Origin of the sequence: Pluralibacter gergoviae ATCC 33028 = NBRC 105706, from assembly GCF_001598855.1 — a bacterium.
Taxonomy (GTDB): domain Bacteria; phylum Pseudomonadota; class Gammaproteobacteria; order Enterobacterales; family Enterobacteriaceae; genus Pluralibacter; species Pluralibacter gergoviae.
This window is the reverse complement of record NZ_BCZS01000048.1, coordinates 1-22849: the sequence shown is the minus strand read 5'-3', so window position 1 is coordinate 22849 and position 22849 is coordinate 1. Positions and strand designations below refer to the sequence as shown.

20 protein-coding genes are annotated in these 22849 nt (G+C 53.0%); all 20 read right to left on the bottom strand.

Annotated features, from left to right (window positions below; genetic code table 11):
- Window positions 1–130: type VI secretion system ImpA family N-terminal domain-containing protein (locus tag ENGE1_RS29340; protein ID WP_255265528.1), on the bottom strand; the 130-nt coding region annotated here is incomplete at its 3' end.
- Between the two features lie 33 nt (window positions 131–163).
- A complete protein-coding gene (locus tag ENGE1_RS24680; RefSeq protein ID WP_043085493.1) occupies window positions 164–628 on the bottom strand; it encodes a hypothetical protein in 465 nt (154 codons plus the stop codon).
- A gap of 15 nt (window positions 629–643) precedes the next feature.
- Window positions 644–1099: a type VI secretion system baseplate subunit TssE gene (tssE, locus tag ENGE1_RS24675; RefSeq protein ID WP_048254573.1), complete on the bottom strand. Its 456-nt coding sequence runs from the start codon at window positions 1097–1099 to the stop codon at window positions 644–646.
- Window positions 1099–1635, bottom strand: a complete 537-nt coding sequence (gene tssJ, locus ENGE1_RS24670; RefSeq protein ID WP_106912814.1) for a type VI secretion system lipoprotein TssJ — start codon at window positions 1633–1635, stop codon at window positions 1099–1101. The genes tssE and tssJ overlap by 1 nt, the downstream gene beginning before the upstream one ends.
- Window positions 1616–2716 carry a type VI secretion system baseplate subunit TssG gene (gene tssG / locus ENGE1_RS24665; protein ID WP_048254570.1) on the bottom strand — a complete coding sequence of 367 codons (1101 nt, stop codon included), beginning with the start codon at window positions 2714–2716 and terminating at the stop codon, window positions 1616–1618. Before tssG ends, tssJ begins: the two co-directional genes overlap by 20 nt.
- Window positions 2671–4434: a type VI secretion system baseplate subunit TssF gene (gene tssF / locus ENGE1_RS24660; protein ID WP_048254569.1), complete on the bottom strand. Its 1764-nt coding sequence runs from the start codon at window positions 4432–4434 to the stop codon at window positions 2671–2673. Before tssF ends, tssG begins: the two co-directional genes overlap by 46 nt.
- A 21-nt stretch (window positions 4435–4455) precedes the next feature.
- Window positions 4456–6051, bottom strand: a complete 1596-nt coding sequence (tssA, locus tag ENGE1_RS24655) for a type VI secretion system protein TssA (protein ID WP_048254568.1) — start codon at window positions 6049–6051, stop codon at window positions 4456–4458.
- Window positions 6051–9431, bottom strand: a complete 3381-nt coding sequence (locus ENGE1_RS24650) for an ImcF-related family protein (RefSeq protein WP_048254565.1) — start codon at window positions 9429–9431, stop codon at window positions 6051–6053. Before ENGE1_RS24650 ends, tssA begins: the two co-directional genes overlap by 1 nt.
- Complete coding sequence (locus tag ENGE1_RS24645) at window positions 9428–10579, bottom strand: hypothetical protein (protein WP_048273404.1); 1152 nt, start codon at window positions 10577–10579, stop codon at window positions 9428–9430. Before ENGE1_RS24645 ends, ENGE1_RS24650 begins: the two co-directional genes overlap by 4 nt.
- A gap of 3 nt (window positions 10580–10582) precedes the next feature.
- Window positions 10583–10849 (bottom strand): PAAR domain-containing protein, encoded by a 267-nt coding sequence (locus ENGE1_RS27565; protein WP_072051351.1) that lies wholly within the window; start codon window positions 10847–10849, stop codon window positions 10583–10585.
- Between the two features lie 24 nt (window positions 10850–10873).
- Complete coding sequence (locus tag ENGE1_RS27560; protein ID WP_072065380.1) at window positions 10874–11629, bottom strand: hypothetical protein; 756 nt, start codon at window positions 11627–11629, stop codon at window positions 10874–10876.
- A 331-nt stretch (window positions 11630–11960) separates the two neighbouring features.
- The gene (locus tag ENGE1_RS27555; protein ID WP_048254564.1) at window positions 11961–12734 is read right to left on the bottom strand and encodes a hypothetical protein; all 774 of its coding nucleotides are present in this window, start codon (window positions 12732–12734) and stop codon (window positions 11961–11963) included.
- 111 nt (window positions 12735–12845) lie between these two features.
- Window positions 12846–13616 (bottom strand): hypothetical protein, encoded by a 771-nt coding sequence (locus ENGE1_RS27550; RefSeq protein ID WP_073971346.1) that lies wholly within the window; start codon window positions 13614–13616, stop codon window positions 12846–12848.
- Window positions 13609–14436 (bottom strand): lipase family protein, encoded by an 828-nt coding sequence (locus tag ENGE1_RS24640; protein WP_225823517.1) that lies wholly within the window; start codon window positions 14434–14436, stop codon window positions 13609–13611. The genes ENGE1_RS27550 and ENGE1_RS24640 overlap by 8 nt, the downstream gene beginning before the upstream one ends.
- A gap of 354 nt (window positions 14437–14790) precedes the next feature.
- On the bottom strand, window positions 14791–15417 hold the full coding sequence (locus ENGE1_RS27545; protein ID WP_255265527.1) for a hypothetical protein: 627 nt from the start codon (window positions 15415–15417) through the stop codon (window positions 14791–14793).
- Window positions 15418–15471: 54 nt separating this feature from the next.
- On the bottom strand, window positions 15472–17499 hold the full coding sequence (locus ENGE1_RS24635; RefSeq protein ID WP_048254562.1) for a lipase family protein: 2028 nt from the start codon (window positions 17497–17499) through the stop codon (window positions 15472–15474).
- Between the two features lie 625 nt (window positions 17500–18124).
- Window positions 18125–20983 carry a type VI secretion system Vgr family protein gene (locus ENGE1_RS24625; RefSeq protein ID WP_225823509.1) on the bottom strand — a complete coding sequence of 953 codons (2859 nt, stop codon included), beginning with the start codon at window positions 20981–20983 and terminating at the stop codon, window positions 18125–18127.
- 81 nt (window positions 20984–21064) lie between these two features.
- Window positions 21065–21535, bottom strand: coding sequence for a putative T6SS immunity periplasmic lipoprotein (locus ENGE1_RS27540; RefSeq protein WP_080732696.1), 471 nt, complete (start codon window positions 21533–21535; stop codon window positions 21065–21067).
- Window positions 21529–22077, bottom strand: coding sequence for a hypothetical protein (locus ENGE1_RS24620; RefSeq protein WP_048254559.1), 549 nt, complete (start codon window positions 22075–22077; stop codon window positions 21529–21531). Before ENGE1_RS24620 ends, ENGE1_RS27540 begins: the two co-directional genes overlap by 7 nt.
- A partial coding sequence (locus tag ENGE1_RS24615; RefSeq protein WP_155731572.1) for an AAA family ATPase occupies window positions 22070–22849 on the bottom strand: 780 nt, incomplete at its 5' end. The genes ENGE1_RS24615 and ENGE1_RS24620, both read right to left, overlap by 8 nt.

Sequence of the window (22849 nt, the reverse complement as noted above, 5' to 3'; positions counted from 1 at the left end):
TGGTCACCCGCTCCCAGTCGACGTCAGGGCGCGCCGGATGCGAGAGCTTCGCCAGCTCCTCGCGCAGGGCGGTATAGTCCGGCTGCAGGCGCGGGTCGCCGCCGGTTTTCAGTTGCTGAGGCAGGGTCATAAGAAGTGTCCGTCGGTAAAGGGAATAAGGGATTTACTCAGGCAGCAGCGGCGCGAGCAGGGTGAAAAAGGTCTCTTCATTAAGGTCCGTCTCCGGGGCTGAAGGCAGCGCGGGGCGAGCGCAGACCCGGTCCGGACGCATCAGCAGGCGGCCGAGCGGCGTTCGCCTGCCGTCTGCCCGCAGGCTGACCGCCAGGCAGCCCGTCACGCCGTGGCCGTAGAGAAACAGCGGCGTGATGTTAATGCTCCGTTCCTCATAGCGCAGCCGGATACCCGGTACGGGAAAGGACGCCTGCCCGGCCAGCAGGTCGGTGAGCGTCTCTGCGGTGGCTTCGGTTTCAATCCCGGTGCCGTCCAGCCACGCCTCCATGCTGACCTGAAGTGCGCTAATGCGCTGGCTGAAGGTGGCGATATCGGCCTGCACCCGGCTGTCGAATGGCCGGGGGGCGGCCCGGTGCGCCTGCAGTTTTTGCAGGAACTGCGATTTTGCTGAGGTCATGGATTGTATCTCCCGTCAGAGCCTGGCGCGGTTGTCCAGGTACTGCTGCTGCTTCAGGTGGCGCAGCAGGACCCTGCCTTCAGGCATAAAGTCGGTGCCGTAGCGCACCAGGCCGATGCCCTTCAGCTCGGCGTCGATGGCGTAGCGCAGCTCGCCGGGAATGGTCTGGTCGAGCATCACCACCGTCACCCTTTTCAGCCGCGGCTCGTACTTCAGCAGTACGTCAGAGAGCATGCTCATCAGCTGATGGGCGGTGCCGGGCAACCCCTGAAGAATTTTCGTCATGTCCGGCAGGCCGTAGTCCGGGAGGTGCGCCAGCGCCCCGGCCCGGGCGTTGAGGATGCGCTGCATGTTATCGAGCACCGAGAGGATGACCTGGTTTTCTTCGCTGACCTGGTTAAGGTCGAGCCCCCCTGAAAAGTTGCCGTACAGCATCTCGTACAGCGAGGGGGCGTTGTGTTCATGGGGCATCACTCCTCCTTATCCGCAATCAGCGTCAGCCGGTTATTGCCGGCTTCGATAATCCGGGCCCTGTCAGGGTCAAGGTCATCCAGGGACAGTACCAGCCGCCAGGTATTGCGGGCCTGGTCCGGGGCGATAAACATCCCGGCCACGGCGACATACTTCGCTGATTTTTCCATCGGCACGTCGACGCTGACCGCGCCGCCCGGCATCAGCCGCACGTCCTTCTCAGCCAGCAGGTCTGCGGCGATGGCCTGGCTGTCGCCGGCGAACAGGGACGGATAGTCCGTCTCATCGAAGGTTTTTCTCTCCTTAAGCTGGTAGATGCGGATAACCGTCGACAGCGCCTCGCCGCGGGCGTTGCTGTTGACCGCCTCCCGGGCGCGGATGTCCAGATGCAGGGTTTTCACCTGTTTATAAAAAATGGATTTGGTCACGCTGACCGTGCCGTCAGTGATTTTCTGGGTCAGCCCGCAGCCGGCCAGCACCACCGCGATACCGGATATCAGAATAAAAAGCAGTGGCTTACCAGCGGTAATCGCCATCTTCATCGCTCTCCCTTCGGTGAATGTTTTCCTGTACGCGCTGATAGCGCCCCAGGTTAATGGTGATGATATTGTCAGACTGCGCCGGGTCGGCATTCAGCAGCTTCATGACCGCCGTGCGCCCCAGGCTGCCGCCCTTCAGCGACGGCCTGCCATTGACTTGCGCATCCGGCAGCAGGCTTCTTTTTACACACAGCTGCAGGCGCACATCCAGTCGCCCGCCGAGATACACGTGCAGCAGCGCCATCAGGTCGGTATACAGCCCGCCGCCGGGCAGCCAGCCTTCAGCCTCCTGCGCACAGGTGGTGGTCAGGCGCAGAAGCACCTGGCTGTTAACATCGGTGGCGTATGCGCCCATCACGGGGCGACCCTTCAGGCTCACCGGCTGCAGGACGCTCATCGCCAGCGTTTTTCTCAGCGGCACCCGGCGCCGGTCGAAGGCCTGAACCTGCGCCCGGGTCTCCGGGGCCAGCAGTCCGACCAGCGCAACCAGCCCCTCCGCCGTGCGCCCCGGCAGGATCATCAGCGGCAGCAGCGCCAGGAAGCGCGAAACCGGCGTGGCGATATTCTCCGCGCAGCCCTCAATTCCCAGCCCGGCGAGCCCCAGCAGGTACTGCGAGGTGTTGTCTTTCCCCCCTTCCTCAAAGGTTGCCGGATACGAGTATTTACGCCAGATGCGGTAAAACTGGGCAATCAGTCGGTGGTTGAAGATATCGAGGAAATCCGTCGTGGCTTCAACCCCCTCCCGGCGCTGAACGATATCATCTACGTAGTGCGTGGGCAGCGGCGACTCCACGCCGTAGAGGCCCATGAAGCTGACGAGAACCGTGGGCGGCAGATATGCCTCTTCCCGGAAGTCCGCCCCTTTAATTTCCGCCGCCGGAAAGCCCATCCCCGGATGGGGGCGAAAGCGCACCGGCTCCGCCCGGGCCCGCCAGCCGCTGCCGGTCACGGCTTCACCCGGCCGGCTCTGCTCCAGCAGCTGACAGAAGCGATAGAAGTGGGTGTACGGCAGCCGGTCACCCAGCTGGCGTATCAGTCGGGCAGACGCGGCGTATGATTCTCTTTCCACCGGATGCATTTTCCTTCTGGCTGAACAATCAGGGTAAGCTGGTTGAACTGGTTCATGTCGGTGTAGAGGGCAAAAAAGCGGTTCAGCAGCTCGCCGAACAGATGCAGGTCCCCCTCGCCGGTAAAGCCGCTGCTGTCGAGGGTGACCTCGATGTCCAGGCCGCGCAGCAGAAAGCCGTCCTCAAAGCGCTGAATGCGGTGATGCTGGACGCGCTGGATGGCGTCGAGGCGTCGGCTGTTCAGCTCATCCTCCTGCCAGTTATACAGCGCCAGCGTGCCGCGCAGCACTTCTGCGCTGCTCATCATGTTGAGAAAACCGGAACCCAGATGGCTCAGCACCCGCCAGTGGAAGCGGTCTTCCGACGGCGGATAGACCGGCAGCGTCGGTTTGCACAGGTTACGTACGCTGACCGGCGTCTGGATCACCTGCTCGCAGCGGTCCAGCAGGGTGCTCTGCAGCGCCCGGCGCGGCAGCTGGCCGTTGGTCCCGGTGATGAGCAGGGAGATGGCCTCGCGCTCAAAGCGCCGGTCATCCTCCCACTGGTAGCCGCCCAGAATAAGCCATGTATCGTGCAGGCCGCTGACGCCCCGCCGCACCCGGGTATGGAAGTAGCGCGGCGGGGCCTCCCGGCGCATCATGCCGCCCTTATGGCGAAAGCTGCTGAAGGGCACGTACTGCGCGTCGCCGGTGCGCCCTGACCCGGTGACCGCATCCACGGAATAGATTTCGGTGTGCCCGTCCTGCAGTCGCCTGGGCCGCAGCAGATATTCGCACTCCAGCCCGGTAATGGTGAGCGGGTCGGCCTCCAGAGTGAACAGATTAATCACCGGCACGCAGTGCAGGCGAATATCGTCGTCGCTCAGCGGTAAATCGGACGGCCACTGCTGGCTAAACACCACCTCGATGTCCAGATATGCCGTTCCCGGCGGCGGCGTAATGCCCTCCAGGCCGTTGAGGTGGACGAACATAAACTTCTCCCGGAAGGTGAAATACTCCAGCAGCAGCTGATACCCGCTGAACGCCGTATCGCCCTTTGGCCACAGGCCATCGTCGTCGCCAAACCCGCCCGGCGAGAACCAGGCGTCAAGGCGAATGCGCTCCCCCTGCCCCGCCAGGCGCAGGTAGACTGCCGCCTGCCGGCGGGTGAGCATCAGATGCAGATGGCTGCTGACCGGCGCCTCCGCCGCCAGATAGAAGCTCAGGCGGCGGAGGTCAGCCTGCGTCCAGTCGGCCTGCCCGCTGCACGCCAGGCGAAGGCGCAGCAGCGAGCGCCCGTCGGGTTCGGTAGTCATGGTGACGCCCGATACGCTGAGCGGGTTGAGCATCATGTCCCGGGTGGTGCGGTAGCGGCAGACGGTCTTCTTCGGCCCGACGGGCTGAGAGTAAACCTCCAGCCCCGCCGGTACCCGCTCGGCCATCTTCATTGCCTGCAGCTCAGGCGTGAAGGCCACTACCGACATGGACGGGATCGTGCGCAGGTAGTGCGGCCAGAGCATACTGACCAGCCCCTCGGTCAGCTCCGGCAGATCGTCGTCGATTTTCTCCCGCAGGCGGCCCATGGAGAAGGCAAAGCCTTCGAACAGGCGCTCCACGTAGGGGTCGGGCGTGCCCGCCTTGTCGAGATCCAGCATCGCGGCGCGGTCGGGGTGGGTCTGCGCGAACTCCTTTGCGGCGTCGCGCAGGTAGCGCATTTCGGCGTCGTAGTAACGCAGGGTTAAATCGTCCATATCGCTCTTTTTCCTGAAGGGTTAACCGCACAACACCGCCGCCCGCGCCGGATCAATGGCAATCAGCCCCGCCAGCAGCGCTTCCATCACGGGTGACAGCCGAACCTTATCCGCCTCGCTGCGCCCGGCGCGCATCCGCAGCAGCTTCAGGTGCCGCGCCCGGACTTCAAACAGCAGCTCCGGCTCCCACGTTGCCAGCGTCACCGCAGCAGCCTGTTCACCCAGAGAGGCCAGCAGATGCACCGCCAGCTCATTTTTGCCGTACTGTTCCGCCACGCGTGCCATCAGCAGGCGCAGCAGCCAGCGCTGGCGCCCGGAGACGATCCCGGGGCGGGTCTGTAACCAGCCCAGCGCCGCATCGGGGCCATCGCTGTCTGCCAACGCGATAGCTTCCGGCTCCAGACTGAGGATATCGCTGTCTGACTCACTGGCCACCGCGCTCACCACGTGGCTGTCGCGGTATTCCGCGGAGAGCAGGACCTCTTCCTCCAGCCAGCGCCGCGTCACCTCGTCGGCAAAGGGCGTGCCGTCGCTGAACGCCAGCGTCTCCAGACCGCGCAGACGCGTCAGCAGCCCCTTCAGATCGGCGGCGATAATATCGGCCAGCGCCTGCTGGCCGGATTTCACCAGCGCCTGATGCATGTACCACTGTAAGTCGAGCCAGAGATGGCTGGCCCCGCGGGCAAACTGGCTGTCCGCCTGCTCCAGAATTTCGCTCCAGCTCTGCTGCAGATACAGCCGTCTGAGCAGCGCTTTCTGATCCGCTTTCGGCGGATCGATCCGGGTGCGGCCATCGGCGGTCAGCGCCGGAAGATCCGTCAGGGTGTCGTGACGCAGGCTCTTCATCAGATGGTGGGCGGCGAGCCAGCCGCCGGGCTGCTCGCGCAGATACGCCGCCAGCGTGCGCCCCTGGGTAAGCAGATCCTGCCCGGAGGTAATTTTATTCAGCGCAGGCGGGCAGCTTTCCATCGGCGATGCGGAGGATTTACTCTCACTGACGGTCTGGGGTACGACCGACTCCATACCGCCGGATTTCACCAGCCGGGTTTCCAGCGCGCTGAGCAGGCTACCGAGCTGCGGACGGGAGGCTTCCGGTTCATTCTCCAGCATCCGGTCTATCGCCAGCAGCGCGCCGGCGGTGCGCTGCGCCTCTTCCCTGACCACTTCCGGATACAGGGAGAGGCTGTCCAGCATTCGGGCGCTGGCCAGCCACTCCAGCGCCGCTTTGCGGCTGCGCTCGCGCTGCGGGTGCAGCGCTTTGCCAAAACGGGTCAGCAGCCCCGCAAGCAGCTCAAGCCCGGCAGCCAGCCCCGGCTCTCCTTCCTGATGCAGCTTCGCCCAGCAGTAGTAAGTAGCCACGCGAATGTCTTTCGCAGCGGTGGTCAGCACTTTTTCTGCCAGCTGGCAGACCAGCTCAGTATTGGCACCGGAAAGTTTATTGACCTCCTCACGCATGGCCTGGAAGTCATCATCGTAGCCGGGATCGTCCCCCGTGGCCGATGCTCCCGGCAGGGGAGCAATCCAGCTATCCCATAATGCAATACGCTCTGTCGTTTGCCGCAGCGCGCTGTCAGGGTCAACATGACACGCGTCCAGCAGGGCATAAATTAATGACATCAGTACTCCTCATCCCCGTTGTTGATATCGCCTGCTGCAGGTGACGTTCCGGGAATAAAAATCGACTCCGGAAGCCGGAAGTTGCGTAACTTCAGCAGGGCCAGCGGCCCCTCTCCGGCTTCGGTACGCAGGGTGTAGTTGAGATTTCTGCCGTCCGGTGCTTTCCAGCTCAGGCTATAGCTACTGCCCACGCCGGGGCTGGCGCTGACGGCGGCCTTGTCCAGCAGGCGTATCCAGCCCCAGGCCCCCGACATGTCTCCGTACAGCCGGGTGCCCGCCTGGGTGCTTATCCAGCTCAGGGCGGCCCCCGGCGCTTCCGTATCCGCAGGCCAGGTAAAGCGCTTCCAGGCCGGCATCTGGTTAACGTAGGTGAGCTTCTGACCGTCGATAACCAGCGTGGTCTGCATCACGCCCGCCGCGGTGCCGGGGCGCAGCTCGAAGCTCATCCCGGCGTCGCCTTCGGTAAAGGCGACATCGGAGATGTGGCTGAGGGTGTTCACCGCTTTCAGGAACGCCGGGTTAAAGTTCAGCCCCTGGGCGTTAATGCGGTCCGGCACCCAGTGGCTGCCCTCCTTGTGCAGGATGCCCTGCAGGCGGGTCTGCAGAAACTGCGCGATGCGCCCGGAATCGGCGTTGAGGTATTTCGCCAGCAGCGGCAGGGAGACGTCGCTGCTAGCGTTATTAAACGGATAGCGCCCGCCAAACGCGCTGTTCCAGTCGCTGACCACCGCCTGCTGCCACTGGGCGTTGAGGCTGTCCGCCGCAGGCGAAAGCACCTGCTGCCAGGCCTGCTCCATCGGCTGGATAAACACCGTGCGGCCAAAGCCGCTCCACTCCTGCCCCAGCCCGGCGGCCACCAGGCTGCCGTAGTCGCGGGTCTCGGTAAGATCTACGGCGCGCCCCTGAAATACCGTCTGGGCCAGGGCCTGAGTCATCGCCTGCGGGTCGGCGGCGTTGGTCACCTGCTGCAGGCGCAGGCGCACCTGGGTGACGCGGGTCAGAAACACCTGCAGGCTCTGGGCCTGACCGCCGCTGTTCCTATCCATCAGCGCCAGCACCGGGCCGAAGGTGTCATCCAGCGGCCCGTGCGACCCGGCGCTCTGGTCGATGGCGGTTTTACCGTCACCGCCGAGCAGGTTTTTCGCCGACCTGACCAGCGAATCAGAGATAGCCTCGCCGGTCTGCCCGGTGCGCCCCTGCACGTTGAGGGTGTTCATCAGGGCCACCAGCGGCGACTGGCGCACGTCGGCCATCAACGTCAGCTGGTCGATGGCGTCCGACAGGGTAGCGGCGCGCTGCCAGCGCAGGCTGTTAAGAAACGCAAGCCAGGCGCCGGAAAAGTCGGCGAAGTAGCACGTCGTCAGGCGGGCCTTCAGCGCCTCCGGGGAGGCGTTCTGCTGCGGGTCCTGCCTGCCGTCGGTCAGCACCCAGTCCAGCTCATCGCGGCGCGTTTCCACGACTTTATCAATGGCGGGCTGCACCGCCTGCTCCCAGGCCTGGCGGGTAAACATGCCGGGCACCACTTCGTCGGTGGTGAACAGGCGGGCGGCATCGCGGTCGGCCACCATGTCCTCCAGGCGCATGTCGGCGTACTGACGGGCGACCTGCGCGAGCATTTTCTGGTAGAGGGTGGTTTCGCTGTTGCGCATACCCGTGAGGCGGACCAGCATGGTGCGGGCCTGGCTGACCAGCCCCTCATCTGCGGGCAGGCGCCACTGCGGATGGCGCGCAAGCGCCGCGCCGTAAAAACTCAGCAGCAGCGGGCCCGAGCCCTGCCAGAATCCGTCCTTAACCGCCTGCCGCCGCGGCCAGGTCTCCATCAGCGCGCGGCTGAACCAGGCCGGGCCCATGCGCGCCGGCCGGGCCAGCATCAGGTAAAGCTTCAGCTGGTCATAGGCGACCTTCGCCCCCTGCTCGCGCAGCGGGCTGTCGGGCGGCAACTGAATAAAATTCTCAAGCTGCTGCCACAGATAAATCCCCGCCGCGTCGCGCAGCAGCGGCTGCGCACTGTTGCTGTAGTAAGGCCAGAGGGCGGCCAGTAGCGTATCGTTCTGGCTGAGCCCGGCCCGAGTGTACCAGGGCGTACCGTGGTCAGCGCGGTATTGCAGGCGCGCCAGCGTTTTTTGCAGCGTCAGCAGCGCATGGAGGCGTTCAGACAGCGGCTGCTTTGGTTCTGATACCGTGGCGACCTGCGCCTGAGCTGCATGAATCAGACTGCGGTTGCTGGTAAAGGATACGGCTATCCAGGTAGCGCAGAGCACTATCGCCAGCGCGGCTATCGGCGCCATCAGCCGTGACCAGCGAAAGCCCGGCCGACAGGGGCGCAGTGCGGGAGGCAGTGAACGCACCGAGTCCGGCAGTACCTGCCAGCGGCGGTCCATTCCAAAGTGATGTTTTGTCTCCCTCCCCGCCTCTGGCGATATCTGGCTAAAAACGATCCCCGCCAGCGGCAACGGCCGGTACGGACTGAGCATGACGGACAGAGGAATGGTCAGCGTCTGCGGCTCGCGAACCAGCCGGTCCGCCAGCGTCAGCAGAAAGTTGTGCTGCGATGCACCGCAGACCTGCTGTACGCCGGGAGCAATGAGCCGCCCGGCAAGCGCCTGAAGCTGCTCTGCCAGCAGGTCTGCATTATTTACGCCTGGCAGCAGGCAGCCGGTAGCCTGGGAGGTTCTCCCGTCGGCCATACCGGCACCGGGGTGCAGGGACCAGACGTACAGTGGCAGCTGCCAGCCCAGCGCCGTCATCCGGCTACTGACGGCATGAGCCAGCGTTTCCACGGCGTCCTCAGTGAGCGCGGGCCGGAGCGATGTGTCCTGCCGGTCGAAGGCGGACGTCACCCAGACCACGCCGTCTGCCGGACGATATCGCAGCTGGCGCAGCGCCTTCAGCCACAACTCATCGACAGGCGTACTGAGGTCACCGCCCCACAGCAGCAGCGTGCCCTTATCTTCCTGCCAGAGCTGCGCGGTCAGCCCCGGGGTCAGCATCTCCACATCGGCAGGTTTACCGGCAAGCATCAGAATGCGGACTTTACGCCTCCAGCGGCGGCCATACAGGTGGCGCATCGTCAGGCAGATTTCTCCCACGGTGACGCTCCGCGGCCTTGTCAGCGCCAGCCGGAGTTCATCCTCCGGCAGGGCATTTTTTTTCTGCTCCTGCCAGCGGTGAAAGCGCGCTCGCAGATAGCGGTTCAGAAACGGTCCGTAGCGCAGCAGCAGCACAATACACCAGATGCCGATAAAGACGGCAATCTGTGCCGGGCGGGTTTCCACACCGTATTTCGGTCCGAAGCGGACAATACCGGTCCATATTCCGGCTGACATAAATACGGCAATGCCCACTATCCCTATCCTGCTCCATGAAAGGCCCGGTATCATTGTTTTTCACTCCCTGGGGTAATGGTACTGACAAAATGGTCTGTGTCTGAGGTAAACAGGCCTAAAACAGGTTTGTTGCTGACGGATACGATGTCGGCCAGTAATGTGGCTAAAAGCCACGCACTCCCGGCCCCGGGAATACCGTTATACTTTTCCAGTACATCAATTTCCCGCGGCGCCCACGGTGTCAGATGTGATTGAGATACCGTCATTAACTCAGCAAACAAGTCATTCCAGTCCCCGTAGTCACAAAACACGTTTGATGCCTGACTGGCGGTCGTTTGTGTTTCAAGGAACAAACCCATATCAGCCTTGAAATTTGACATGTCCAGCGACATCGGTCGCAGGATTCGGGCAACATGAGGAAGCTGATATTTTTCAGCAAGATCATCGCTGGTAAGTATCATGGTCGCGAGTGCATCGGAATAATGTTCAGCCCCGTGATTCTGCAATATCAGAATTAAATCGATATCGAAAACAGGATTTTTAAGGCGCTCTTCAATCCAGGCGAAAGAAAGGATTCTACAAAACGAAACCGAGCCTGTTAACGTACGACCAGGGTAAATTCGTCCCCATGATTCGTGAAACTGGGCCTTAAAGGCTGACGAAATAATGTCGCTCACAATAGTGACGTTGAACGGCACCGTAACAGGCAGCATCGAGATCGCAGTTTGTACACCGGCCAGCCCCAGTTCGAGCAAGGAGGTGGTAGTCGCCAATTGAGCATCAAAATGACTGGTCAGTGAAAGAAATTGCGGCGCATCTGCAGTATCCGATTTAGCGATGGCGTCAGAGGTCACTCCGGAAGGTAGCAGTATGCTACTTCCAAGCACAGCCAGATAGCGTCCTGCCCAGGCTTCCCACTGTTGCTGTCCGTATTCGGCTTCCTTCTGCAAAAATTGATGTTCATTAACTGTTCTGCCCCACTGCCATCCCCGTAAACAAAACAGGAAAAACCAGCCAAGAACCGGGCTGGATGACAGCCACCAGATATTAAATGCAGCCAGCGCCTTAACCATGCCTGACGCATGGAGGATAAACAGCAAAATGCCCACAACCGCCGCAATACCTCCTGCCAACAGCCATCCCGTAAAAGATGGCTGAGGTGGTAACTCCATCGTTGTTGCTTTCGTCCTTTCCCAGCCCATTGATTATCCTACCGTGCTGTGCTGAGCACTTGAAATTACAGTACAACCGCACTGACATTTGCAGCCATCGACGACAACCGCGCGACCGTTAAATGTTCGGTGCGGCGCACCCTCTACGATAGGATTACTTCCATGCCCACCTACCGGACAACTCACTAAATCACCCACTAACGCAACTTTTTTTCCATCGACAGTCATGCTGGAAGAGGCGGAGATTACTTTTCCACCGTGAGAAGTTTTGTCTCCGAGTAAAACGACACCGTTAGACATAAAAAGCCTCAACTAATATAAATTTCACTTCACATTAATTTTATTAAAATCAGGAACAATTGTACCTTTTGGTGCCACACTACCGTCTGGATAAATTATCTGCGCATGTGCTCCAGGCTCTTTTTTTTTCACACCTATATACCGCGTTATTTTCGTTTCATCTAATGAGGGCATAAAAACCACTTTAGTTGCTGCCTCTCCTCGCAAAAAAATAAAATTTCTCTCCCCCAATAAAGATAGAGTGGTTTCAGTGGAGTTTAACTTTCGCTCTCTTATATACGGATAATATGTTGGAGACAAAGTAATATCACCATGAACAGTTTCAAACAGACCATTTTTTGTTGCATTATCATCAAACGCAATTGTTGCACCAACCTCTGTTCCTGGCACTAGACCCTTACCAAGGTGAGTAGCATCAATGTATTCAATACCCAGATTGAACTCACTCAGTTTCCAATTACATTTTCCACCGCCATTTTTTGCTATTTTCGCGACCCAAACATTTGAATCATGTTGATTCTGAAGTGGGATTTTCACTGGATTGAGTCCCACCTTCTCATAATACTGGCCATCTCGCATACTCATTAACTCACGCCTACATGTTGTTGATATATACAACACTTCAAGAGGGAAAGGCTTTGTATATTGAGATGGATTTTTTATCTCAACATTAATCCAATCAGAGTCTGATGGTGGTGATAACGTTCTGTCAGTTGTCTGAGCGCGTCCACTTAGCAAAAAAAACTGGAGAAAGATGAATAAGTTTAATTTCTTACACATTCTCTTTATCCTCTTCCCCATAAGAGCCAAATCTTTTAAGCGCATTAGATCCGGATGTAGCAAAGATAGCTGAGTTAAGTAAATTTTTTAAAAAATCATCGAATAATCAATCCATTTGTGATCCTCTGGTGGAGATAATATTTTGTTTACGTCCCGGCTTATACTACAACCTGCTACAGTAAACAACACTAAGGAAAGCAGAGTAGTTTTTGATTGATTATACATTTTCCATTATCTATTCCCTATACGGATAAAATAAAAAAGCATAGCGTTGGCACACAGATATAATAGTTAATTAATCCGATACATCTTATTGATAATATTCCCATTATTATTTATCCACCTCCATTTTATCAACTTTATCAAAATCAGGGAGAAGCGTTCTTGCAGGCGCAACACTTCCATCCGGATAAATTATCTTGGAATACACACCATCAACTTTTTTTTCTGGCTCTATGTATCTAACAACCTTCCTCTCATCAACCAAAGGATGAAAATAAATATTATTAAATTTAGATACTCTATAAGAAAGGAAATTTTTTTGCCCTAATAGAGAGAGTGACTTCATTTTCTCTGCTATTCTCCTTTCTCTAATATATGGATAGTATTTAGGCGAAATATTTAAGTCACCTGTATAGAAAGTGAATTGGCCATTACGCGAAGCATCATTATCAAAAGCAAGAGATACACCTACCGCAGTACCGGGTACCAAATCTTCACCAAGATGTGTCGCATCTATATACTCGATACCTAAATTGACCGCACTCAACCTCCATTTACACGCGCCTCCGCCAGTCATAGCAACTTTTGCTTTCCAGATATCCCCACTTTCTTGCTGCATAGGGATCCCACTAATGTTATAGCTTGGCTCCGTGATAACTGAGCCATCAGCTCCGCTGATTCTTTTTTTCTTGCATTCATACGAGATGTATCTGACTTCCAGCGGGAAGGGTTTTGTATACTGAGACGGATTTTTTATTTTAACATTCACCCATTTGGTATCCACCGGTGGAGATAACGTTTTGTTTACGGCCCGGCTTATACTGCACCCTGCTACAGTAAACAACACTAAAGAAAGCAGAATAGTTTTTAATTGATTATACATTTTCCATTACACTCTCTAAATATTAATTCAATAATGAAATTATACCTCTGCCATACAAGCGTAATAATTAATTATCCTGACACACCCAACATACTAATTATCAGCTCAGCATTATTTATTGACTTTCATTTTATCTATCTTATCAAAATCAGGGAATACAGTCCCATCGGATATAATACTGCCATCTGGATACTCTATTTTTGAATACCCTCCTTTAGCTTTTTTTTCTATCCCGATGTATTTCACAATCTTGCTTTCATCTATTATTGGTGCAAATTTAATTTCATTTGCATTATGAACACGTAAGAATAGGAAACCTTCTTTACCTAAAAGGGACAACTCTTTCTTTTTTTCTCCAATATTCCATTCGGATATATAGGGGTAATATTTTGGTGATAAATTTAAATCGCCTTTAGTTGCAGTATATTTCCCGTTTCTGGAAGAATCATTATCAAAAGCAAGTGAAACACCTACCACTGTACCAGGTACAAGATCTTTACCAAGATGAATAGCGTCTATATACTCGATACCTAAATTGACCGCACTCAACGTCCATTTGCATGAACCGCCACCAGTCATGGCCACTTTTGCTTTCCATATATCTCCGCTTTCTTGCTGCATGGGGATTCCAAAAACGTTATAGCTGGGTTCTGTGATAACTGAACCATCAAATCCACTGATTCTTTTTTTCTTGCATTCATACGAGATGTATCTGACTCCCAGCGGGAAGGGTTTTGTATACTGAGACGGATTTTTTACTGTAAAATTGACCCATTCCGTATCTGCTGAGGGAGATAACGTTTTGTTAACATTCCTACTCATGTTACATCCTGCCACAGTAAAAAACACCAAGGAAAGCAGAATATTTTTTTGATTATACATTTTCTATTACCTCTTCTCCATATTGAGCAAAGCGCAAAAGCGTATCGTTGCCAGACGGCATTGACAACGTAGGGGAAAGCGATACATCCAGTAGTCCTTCTAAATTCAAAAAGATGTTGTTTCTTGCTAACTCTCTTTCCGGTACGCTATTTTTATTTTCCGCCATCTGCTCCCTGAATGCATCAACATTATACCGATGCTCAGTAAAGGTACGCTTTTCGACTATCCCGGCGTTATCAATTAGTTCTAATACTTTGTTATACATATAGGGCATATAAGACGTCATAGAGTGTTCAACAATATTTAAATTAATGCCTCTGTCAGGATTACTGCCTTTAGGGAAAAAGTTAGTGAGATCGGCCTGCGTCAGTGACGCTTTAAATTCTTTCTGCTTTTGACCGGCCTGCTGCATTTCCTGCTCCGCCAGCGCAGGGACCAGGTAAAGTTTTGCCTTAACGGGTAGTAAATTCCTGATGGTAATACACCCTGCCGGCGTTGGCAGGTCTCTCTTGTCACCCAGTGACCAGAAAAAGCCCAGCGTTACGCCAAACCATCCCCATAATTTATATAGCTCGTTATCCAGGTTGGCTTCTGCCGGTACGGCTGAAATCGGGTCGTTATCATTGGCATGGTGGAAATGGGTAATCTCCGATAGCTGCTTTAAGGCATCGCGGGTAAAGGTTCGAGGCATCCCATAAGTATAAAGGAGTGGAATATAATTCTTCAACTTTGCTGCATGTATTAATGCCAATGCTCCTCCTAAGCTATGCCCACAAATAAAGTATTGATGCTGTTTCACCGGTCGCACTAGAGACATCATTATAAATCTCACCTTCAGCGGTCGTAATTTTATATGTGGTGAAAGGCTTAACTACTCCGCTGGCTGATGACGTTGTAGTAAACCCTTCGCTACATCCTTGCGAGAAAGTCACTGGTAGTGAATCTAAACTTACCAGAATAGTTTTTGATTGATTATACATTCTCCATTATACGATATAAATATTAAGTCAATAATAAAACTATATCTCTATCATACAAGCGTGATAATTAATTACCCTTACACACCAAAAATAATAATTACCAGCTCAGTATTATTCATTGACTTTCATTTCATCAACTTTATCAAAATCAGGAAAAAGAGTTCTTGCAGGAGCAATACTCCCGTCCGGATAAATTATCTTGGAGTACACACCATCAACTTTTTTTCTGGTTCAACAAATCTAATAACTTTCTTTTCATCTAATAATGGTTGAAATGAAATATTATTACCATCAACAACCTGATACAACAAAAAATCTTTCTCACCAAAGAGAGTCAACTCATTCTTATTTCGTATTAATCGCCACTCTATTATATATGGATAATATTTTGGTGATAAATTCAAATCCCCTTTCACAATTTTATATTGTCCATTTCGAGAAGCATCTCCATCAAAAGCGAGCGATACTCCTACCGCAGTACCAGGAACAAGATCCTTACCAAGATGTATAGCATCTATATACTCGATACCTAAATTAACCGCACTCAACGTCCATTTGCATGAACCGCCACCAGTCATGGCCACTTTTGCTTTCCATATATCTCCGCTTTCTTGCTGCATGGGGATTCCAAAAACGTTATAGCTGGGTTCTGTGATAACTGAACCATCAAATCCACTGATTCTTTTTTTCTTGCATTCATACGAGATGTATCTGACTTCCAGCGGGAAGGGTTTTGTATACTGAGACGGATTTTTTACTGTAAAATTGACCCATTTCGTATCTGCTGGGGGAGATAACGTTTTGTTAACATTCCTACTCATGTTACATCCTGCCACAGTAAAAAAAACCAAGGAAAGCAGAATAATTTTTTTTGATTATACATTTTCTATTACCTCCTCTCCATATTGAGCAAAGCGCAAAAGCGTATCGTTGCCAGACGGCATAGACAACGTAGGGGAAAGCGATACATCCAGTAGTCCTTCTAAATTCAAAAAAATGTGGTTTCTTGCTAACTCTCTGTCTGGTACGCTATTTTTATTTTCCGCCATCTGCTCCCTGAATGCATCAACATTATACCGATGCTCAGTAAAGGTACGTTTTTCCACTATCCCGGCGTTATCAATTAGTTCTAATACTTTGTTATACATATAGGGCATATAAGACGTCATAAAGTGTTTAAAAACATTTAAATTAATGCCTCTGTCAGGATTACTGCCTTTAGGGAAAAAGTCAGTGAGATCGGCCTGCGTCAGTGACGCTTTAAATTCTTTCTGCTTCTGACCGGCCTGCTGCATTTCCTGCTCCGCCAGCGCAGGGACCAGGTAAAGTTTTGCCTTAACGGGTAGTAAATTCCTGATGGTAATACACCCTGCCGGCGTTGGCAGGTCTCTCTTGCACTCATGCCACTCCCGGCTCTGGGTGACCGTAAGAAAGGCCACCGTATTACCGTGATGCCAGAAGCAGTCCCCCCAGGCAACCATTTGGTAGAAAAGAAGCTCACCCAGTGACCAGACAAAGCCCAGCGTTCCGCCAAACCATCCCCATAATTTATATAACTCGTTATCCAGGTTGGCTTCTGCAGGTAAAGCTGGAATTGGATCGTTATCATTAACATGACGGAAATGGGTAATCTCCGATAGCTGCATTACGGCATCGCGGGTAAAGGTTCGAGGCATCCCATAAGTATAAAGGAGTGGAATATAATCCTTCAACTTTGCTGCATGAATTAATGCCAATGCACCACCTAAACTATGGCCACAGATAAATAATTTAAGATTTACCAGCAAATCTTTTAATGTTTCAACTTCCTCTTTAAATTTCTTCTCAACCCGACTATATCCACTCCAGAACCCGGTATGCACTTTCCCAGCAGGTAGTAACGGGGCGCACTGCGTTTTATCGAAATCACAAACTTCAGATCTTATCGGTCTGAACGCAAGATCGGTCCCCACGTCAAATAAACCGGCCGTTCCACGCCAAGCAATAATAACCTTATCCGCGTTATGGACATAGTAAAGCTGCGTATCACCATCTGCCTTTGTTGCAGCAATATCGCCCTCTGCCTGCGCTGCTCCATGGGGATTCTTCTGATCGATATTAGGGGAAGTATCCCGTGAGGTATCCATAAATACCGGGGGATGATAGCGATCACTAAAGGGAACATCCTGTACTAACGTATTCCATGCTGAGCCGTCTTTATAAAGCTGGGGTAAGCGGGAGAGATCCTGGCACTGGTTAATAAAAAATCGCGTAATTGATACCGTATCCAGAGTACTGTCATTTGCATAAGCAAGCGTCGCTGCTGCTCCAAGGTTAATTCCGTTAGCAATGGAATAGTCCTTTTGATGATGCAGAACAAGCTCCCAGGCTCTGAACGGACATATTTCAATTACATGGCGTTTTTCAAGTTGATTAGCTCTTATTACCACCCCTTTCATAACTTTATTCTGCGGGAAATGGAATTTTGGCCAAACTTCATCTTTCCTCAATTCAATGGAAGGAAGCGTTCTACAAAGCTCACCGATCACGGCATAATGCCAGATATATCCTTTCTCTTCAGCTTCAGGACGCACAACAGAATCATTTTCCGCATCGCGGCTAACGCGCAAGGCACGTTTTTCCATTTCCGTAGCCAGCTGATTGCCATCTAACGTCAACCTCAGCTCCAGCCCATGGGGCATATCGACTCTGATTAGCCCGTCAGCATCGCTCTGACCAGAATAAGTGAATTCCTCCACCACCCCGGAAACTGGATGAGCGCTTTCTACAGTCCATGGCATATTTGCCACGGGCTCCCCCTGCTCATCGAGCAGTTGAATTTCGATCCAATATGGTTTCTGCTTTCCCGTCATGGCGTCAGCGTTACTATGGGTTATAGATGTTACCAGTGAATTAGTTGCCATAAAATTAAACCTCTATCCTTGAAAGCTTTTAGTATACGTCCGTTATAATTCAACTATGTCGGAGCATAAATAACGTGCAGTAAAGAGCGACTATGGAACCTAACCTAGATATGTTTTTTATTTTATAAAATAAAATACTAATAACTTTTAATTTAAGAGCATCCTCACTGATATTTATCTCTATCATAATAACAGATCTGCTAATTTTCATTATCCATCAAAATAAAAGTTCCAATTTTAATTACCTCTGAGATTAACACAATAAGAAAGAATATCACTCCAAAACCAATCGACATAAATTTAAATACCCATAGTAATATAGATATTGAAGGAATCATGAAGAATAACCTAAATGGCGCTTGAGCATAAACCAACCAACGCGCATATTTCCACCCATTTAAAAACATCATAAAGGAAAAGATAATAGACAAATTAAGCAATAAGGAAAAAGAAAACAAAACTATCGAATATACGCCCTGCTGTGGATAGATCTCACTGAAAGACAATATATCATCAACTAAAGGCAACCTCCCCACAGAGATATTTAGCCAAACAAATCTACAGATGTAAAAGAGGTCAAACATAGCCCAAAAGTACAGTACAGACCTCCGTTTTAAGATGGTTCTCATCTATTTGCCTCATAGACATCATCAGCGATAACGGGTTGCCAGTGCCATGATTGGCCAGTAACAGCCCAAGCATCGTCACCCTCCAGGAAAGTTTGCGTTACTTTTCGCTGCTCGCCATAGCGATGCACTACTGATTGATGTTCTATATTGTCAGAAATATCAGATGGCAAAGGCTGCCATTCCTGAATTTTATCTCTTTTGGTATTCATATAGTCTTTTCCTTCAGAACCAAAAACACGCCCCTCATCCCCCATGGAGGTCAAGCGGTTAATTGCCATAATAGCAGTATTTTTCAACCCGTGATAATCATGATCGACTGTAACCCAATGCCCAGGACCTTCTTCCTTTTGCTCGCGTGGAAATTCAATTTTCATTTCACCTGGAGTTAACGAATAAAGGGGAGCAGTTTTTCCTGACGAATCCGACACTCCTTCATAAACATCTCCTTCGGGTGAGGTAACCTTATATTTAGTGAAGGGTTTAACTTCACCTGTCTCTGTATTCTTAATAGTGAAGGAGCCCGAGTATCCTTTGGGGAAAGTTATTGGAGGTGTATCTAAACTGGCGGGGCCTGTCTGATTAACATTTGCCGCTTTCAGTAAAATATTTCCCGGACAACCCAGTTCAATATTCCCACCGCTAAGCTTTATATAAGCGCCACCGCAACTTAAAATCAGCTCCTTACTAGCATTAACCTTCACGCTTCCCTGACCGCTGGCGACAGTGATGTCCTGTAATGCCGAGACATTCATGTCATCACCCTGTGCCTGAATATCAACCTTCCCTGCCCCTGCATACATTTTCATTCCTGCAGCCTGTGCAAACAAACTTACCGCCTCGCTTGCCGCTACAGTGAATGACAGACCCGCGCTGATATCGGTATTTTTACCAGACACAAGGCCAATACTTGCACCACCGGAAGCCAGTCGGACTGTCTCAGGACTGAGGATACCTATCCCAGCGGGTGCACTGACCAGCACTCCCGGCATTTTCAGATACTTCAGGGAGCTATTAAGCGTCTTTTGGCTGTCGATGTCAGATACTGTTGCCCGCGCTCCCTTCGCGGCTACCTGAAGGCTCCTTGCAAGCGTGAGGGCCTGTTCTAGTTGTTCTATAGCCCTGTCCATTTCAAGCATTTTACTGCCGACGTCAGGCTGTGCGTCTGCTGTAAGCAAAATTCCCCTCCCCCCACGAACGCTGACCCAGTCATTCGTTCGCAGTTCTGCCCCCTCGCCGCGAAGAACTCTGCTTGCATTGACGTTGTGCCCTAAATTAAGCTGCGTCTTACCCCCGTATTCAGTACTGAGCTTGATATGCTCCTTTCCTCGCTCATCTTCCATCCTGAGCTTATTGTTGGTCGGCGTGCGTATCACGTTGCGGGTATGGTTCTTCTCGGTGACGTGGTCCACGTGGCGGGAGTCGTGCATCGCGTGGGCGATATAGGGCCTGTCCGGGTCGCCTTCGTGGAAGGCGATGGCAACTTCAGTGCCCTGGATCAGTGGGAAATGGAAGCCGTAGACGTCGCCGCCGTAGGGCTTGGCCAGCCGCACCGGCATACTTTCCTGGCCCTGGCTTTTGCCGTCCCGGTCGGCGTCAAACTTTACGCGGTACATGCCGGACGCGTCCTGCCAGGCGTAGATGTCGTTGCTTTTGGCGCTGGTGACGCGTGCCGTCAGCGTGCCGCTGATTACCGGGCGCGGACGTGCCGGCGGCCGCCAGCAGCGGGTTTCGCTGTAGGGCATTCCCTCCCACATCACTATCAGCGCCTCTTTCCGGCTGGCCATGTAGCCCACAGATGTGATGATAATGCCGTTTTCCGCTCCCGAAGGCAGCGTGGGGGGCACCGCGACTTCACTGATCGTCAGAACCTGCGCCGGGGACAGCGTGGCGTCGGTGCTGTAGCCGGTAACCGTTGTCTGGCCCGACAAAAATCGCTCATGCTCAAGGCGGGCGAGGAAGTTACCCGTTTCGGCAGCCGGCGTGATTTTCGCACCGGTTTCAAGGTGGCGTGCACGGTAGTGGTACACGTCGCCGTAGGTAACGCCTTCGCCTTCACCATAGGTCATGTCCGCCGGCGCCGACATCAGGATCTTCTGCGCCTCGCGGTGGTTATAATCATTGGCGGTTACCGAACGTTCGATAACGTTGTGCCGGACATCGATCCCCCATACCGAACTCACGCCGTTGTCATTCTCACCTGACGGGCTGCTCAGCGGCAGGATTTTGTCAAACTGCCAGGCGCTCTGCTTATCGCCAAAATTGACGACCTCGGTCTGCGTCTCCGGGTGCAGGGTAAAGAAGTAGAATATGCCTACCTCTGACAGCAGGCGTTCGATGAATGCAAGATCGCTTTCCCGGTACTGATTTATCTGCTCACGTACCGGATAGTCCGCCTTCAGCACAAAGTGATACTCCCACTCCTTCAGACCATGATCCCGGAGCACCTCCTCAACGACATCCGTGACGGATTTATTGACGAAGAAGCGGTGGGTACGGAATTGATTGCGCAGAAGAGACAAAAAGGGCTCAAGGGTAATCTGATATTTCGCCTGGTCGCGGGAGCCGCCGATCCGCTTAAAATGCGTCACCACACCGGGCACGACTTTTTGTCCTGAAAGCGCCATCAGCGGCCCCGTACCCATTGTCAGGGTGGCGGGTTTATTCAGCATCTGTACCGGGCTGATATTCAGGTCAGTACTGGTAAAGAGAACAGTATAGTGATACAGCTCACTCATAAACTCCCTGCCGCTGAACTCTTCCACATCCAGCGGTGAAGAACATAAGGGGATATGCAGATGATAGCGGTTCAGGCCAACACGCTCTGTTAAAGAGGACAGGCTATTTGTCAGATTCATGATATTAGCTCCACAGGGTTAACCTGTTATCCATAAATTTTGTTCGGCATGTTGAAAGTCGGAATATTACAATGCAGCCATTCACTCTTCAGGGACTTCAATAGAACCATATGGCCTTGCTATTTCGCGATCTGATAGAGGGAAGTTATAAACCTGATTATCATTAATTTCGATACCGACAACAAATTTTCTTGGCTCACTACTCTTTCTGGCTGAATGAAGGACAAATTCAATGATATATTTATTACCCGTCACAAAATGATAATAGGAAAAAGGGATACACAGTGAACCTTCAACAATTTTTAAATCCGGAGAGAAGTCAAATTTTTTCTTCTTTGAAGGGGTCCTCCGAAGGTTTATCCCAATATCAACTGGTTGATAATCTTGTGCATCCGCAATGCTCAGACAAATACTGTCTCCCTTTCTGCTGGCCGAAGCAGTTTCATCAAGGCGCATTCTGTCACCTGCGCCGGGACATCCAGCCAAAGCCACCAGACAGACCACGGATAAAAACGCAGGCCATAACCTGCGGAAAATAACACTCCTCACCATGGGAAGCCTCTCAGTACATTTTTATAACCTCTGCGTATTACTGATTCAGAGAGATCACCATCGAGAGTAATATCAGGATAATTTCCATTTCTCAGATGACGCCAGATTTCATAGCCGAAGGTTTGTAAAACAAAATTATCTGCAATTATCTGTGCCTGCTGTTCCATGGGGTATTCACTTAACAGACGCCCATCAAGTGTATAACGATAACTGACCATCCAACTGATTATCCCTCGGGTAGTGACACTCATCCCCCTTGCCCGTTGCCAGACATGACTCATTTCATGGATAAAGAGATGTTGCAGATCGTCTGTTGACTTTGAAAAATCATCCCGGTACTCATTACGAAAATAAATTTCTCCGTTTGGCGTCATTGCAGTATGTTTATCGTGAAGATTAAAAGGAAGATAGCTATCCTTATGGATCCATACCTTCTGATATTCAATCGTGGAAGCAAAGACACCTTTTGCCAGTCTGATCTCACCTGTAGTCAGCAGCCTTTGCCCCCCTTCTTTTAATTTATCCTCTGTCTTCTCAACCATGTGTAAACTCCAGCCCGATGCCCTCCTCCTCATCCCAGCCCAGGGTCAGCGTCTCCGGCCTCTGCCCCGCCGCCATGTGCGCCAGCAGCTGCCGGCTCAGCGCCGGCAGTATCTGCTGACTGAGCAGGCTGTCGATGTTGCGCGCCCCGGTGTCCGGCAACAGGCAGGCCGCCGTCAGGGCGTCGTACAGCCCCGCGTCGATATCCGTCGTCAGGCCGTAGTGGCGGCGCAGCCGCTGGCTGACCTGCGCAAGCTTCATCTCCACGATGGCGCGCATCGCCGCCTCATTCAGCGGCCGGTAGATTACGGTCTGGAACCGCGCCAGCAGCGCCGGCTGGAAGTGGTCGCGCAGGACGGGTCGCAGCAGTTCCTGCAGCTCGCCGTCCGCGGCGTCGGGTTTCTCGTCCAGCAGTTCCATGATGGCGTCGCTGCCCAGGTTGGCGGTCATCAGGATGACCGTGTTCCTGAAGTCAATCTCCCGCCCCTCGCCGTCGCGCATGAAGCCCCGGTCAAACACCTGGTAGAACAGGTTCATCACGTCCCGGTGCGCCTTCTCCACCTCGTCCAGCAGCACGATGCTGTAGGGACGCTTGCGCACCGCCTCGGTGAGCACCCCGCCCTGGCCGTAGCCGACGTAGCCCGGCGGGGAGCCCTTCAGCTGGCTCACCGTGTGCGGCTCCTGGTACTCCGACAGGTTGATGGTGATGAGCGACCTCTCCCCGCCGTACAGCGCGTCCGCCAGCGCCAGCGCCGTTTCGGTCTTGCCGGTGCC

Bases quoted from the DNA above. Each gene is read 5' to 3' on its own strand.
- tssA (WP_048254568.1), bottom strand. From the start codon at position 6,051: ATGTCATTAATTTATGCCCTGCTGGACGCGTGTCATGTTGACCCTGAC.
- tssJ (WP_106912814.1), bottom strand. From the start codon at position 1,635: ATGGCGATTACCGCTGGTAAGCCACTGCTTTTTATTCTGATATCCGGT.
- tssE (WP_048254573.1), bottom strand. From the start codon at position 1,099: ATGCCCCATGAACACAACGCCCCCTCGCTGTACGAGATGCTGTACGGC.
- ENGE1_RS27540 (WP_080732696.1), bottom strand. From the start codon at position 21,535: ATGGTGAGGAGTGTTATTTTCCGCAGGTTATGGCCTGCGTTTTTATCC.
- ENGE1_RS24620 (WP_048254559.1), bottom strand. From the start codon at position 22,077: ATGGTTGAGAAGACAGAGGATAAATTAAAAGAAGGGGGGCAAAGGCTG.
- ENGE1_RS24635 (WP_048254562.1), bottom strand. From the start codon at position 17,499: ATGGCAACTAATTCACTGGTAACATCTATAACCCATAGTAACGCTGAC.
- tssG (WP_048254570.1), bottom strand. From the start codon at position 2,716: ATGCATCCGGTGGAAAGAGAATCATACGCCGCGTCTGCCCGACTGATA.
- ENGE1_RS27565 (WP_072051351.1), bottom strand. From the start codon at position 10,849: ATGTCTAACGGTGTCGTTTTACTCGGAGACAAAACTTCTCACGGTGGA.
- ENGE1_RS27560 (WP_072065380.1), bottom strand. From the start codon at position 11,629: ATGTGTAAGAAATTAAACTTATTCATCTTTCTCCAGTTTTTTTTGCTA.
- ENGE1_RS24650 (WP_048254565.1), bottom strand. From the start codon at position 9,431: ATGATACCGGGCCTTTCATGGAGCAGGATAGGGATAGTGGGCATTGCC.
- ENGE1_RS24645 (WP_048273404.1), bottom strand. From the start codon at position 10,579: ATGGGCTGGGAAAGGACGAAAGCAACAACGATGGAGTTACCACCTCAG.
- ENGE1_RS27555 (WP_048254564.1), bottom strand. From the start codon at position 12,734: ATGTATAATCAATTAAAAACTATTCTGCTTTCTTTAGTGTTGTTTACT.
- ENGE1_RS27550 (WP_073971346.1), bottom strand. From the start codon at position 13,616: ATGTATAATCAAAAAAATATTCTGCTTTCCTTGGTGTTTTTTACTGTG.
- tssF (WP_048254569.1), bottom strand. From the start codon at position 4,434: ATGGACGATTTAACCCTGCGTTACTACGACGCCGAAATGCGCTACCTG.
- ENGE1_RS24680 (WP_043085493.1), bottom strand. From the start codon at position 628: ATGACCTCAGCAAAATCGCAGTTCCTGCAAAAACTGCAGGCGCACCGG.
- ENGE1_RS24625 (WP_225823509.1), bottom strand. From the start codon at position 20,983: ATGAATCTGACAAATAGCCTGTCCTCTTTAACAGAGCGTGTTGGCCTG.
- ENGE1_RS24640 (WP_225823517.1), bottom strand. From the start codon at position 14,436: ATGATGTCTCTAGTGCGACCGGTGAAACAGCATCAATACTTTATTTGT.
- ENGE1_RS27545 (WP_255265527.1), bottom strand. From the start codon at position 15,417: ATGAGTAGGAATGTTAACAAAACGTTATCTCCCCCAGCAGATACGAAA.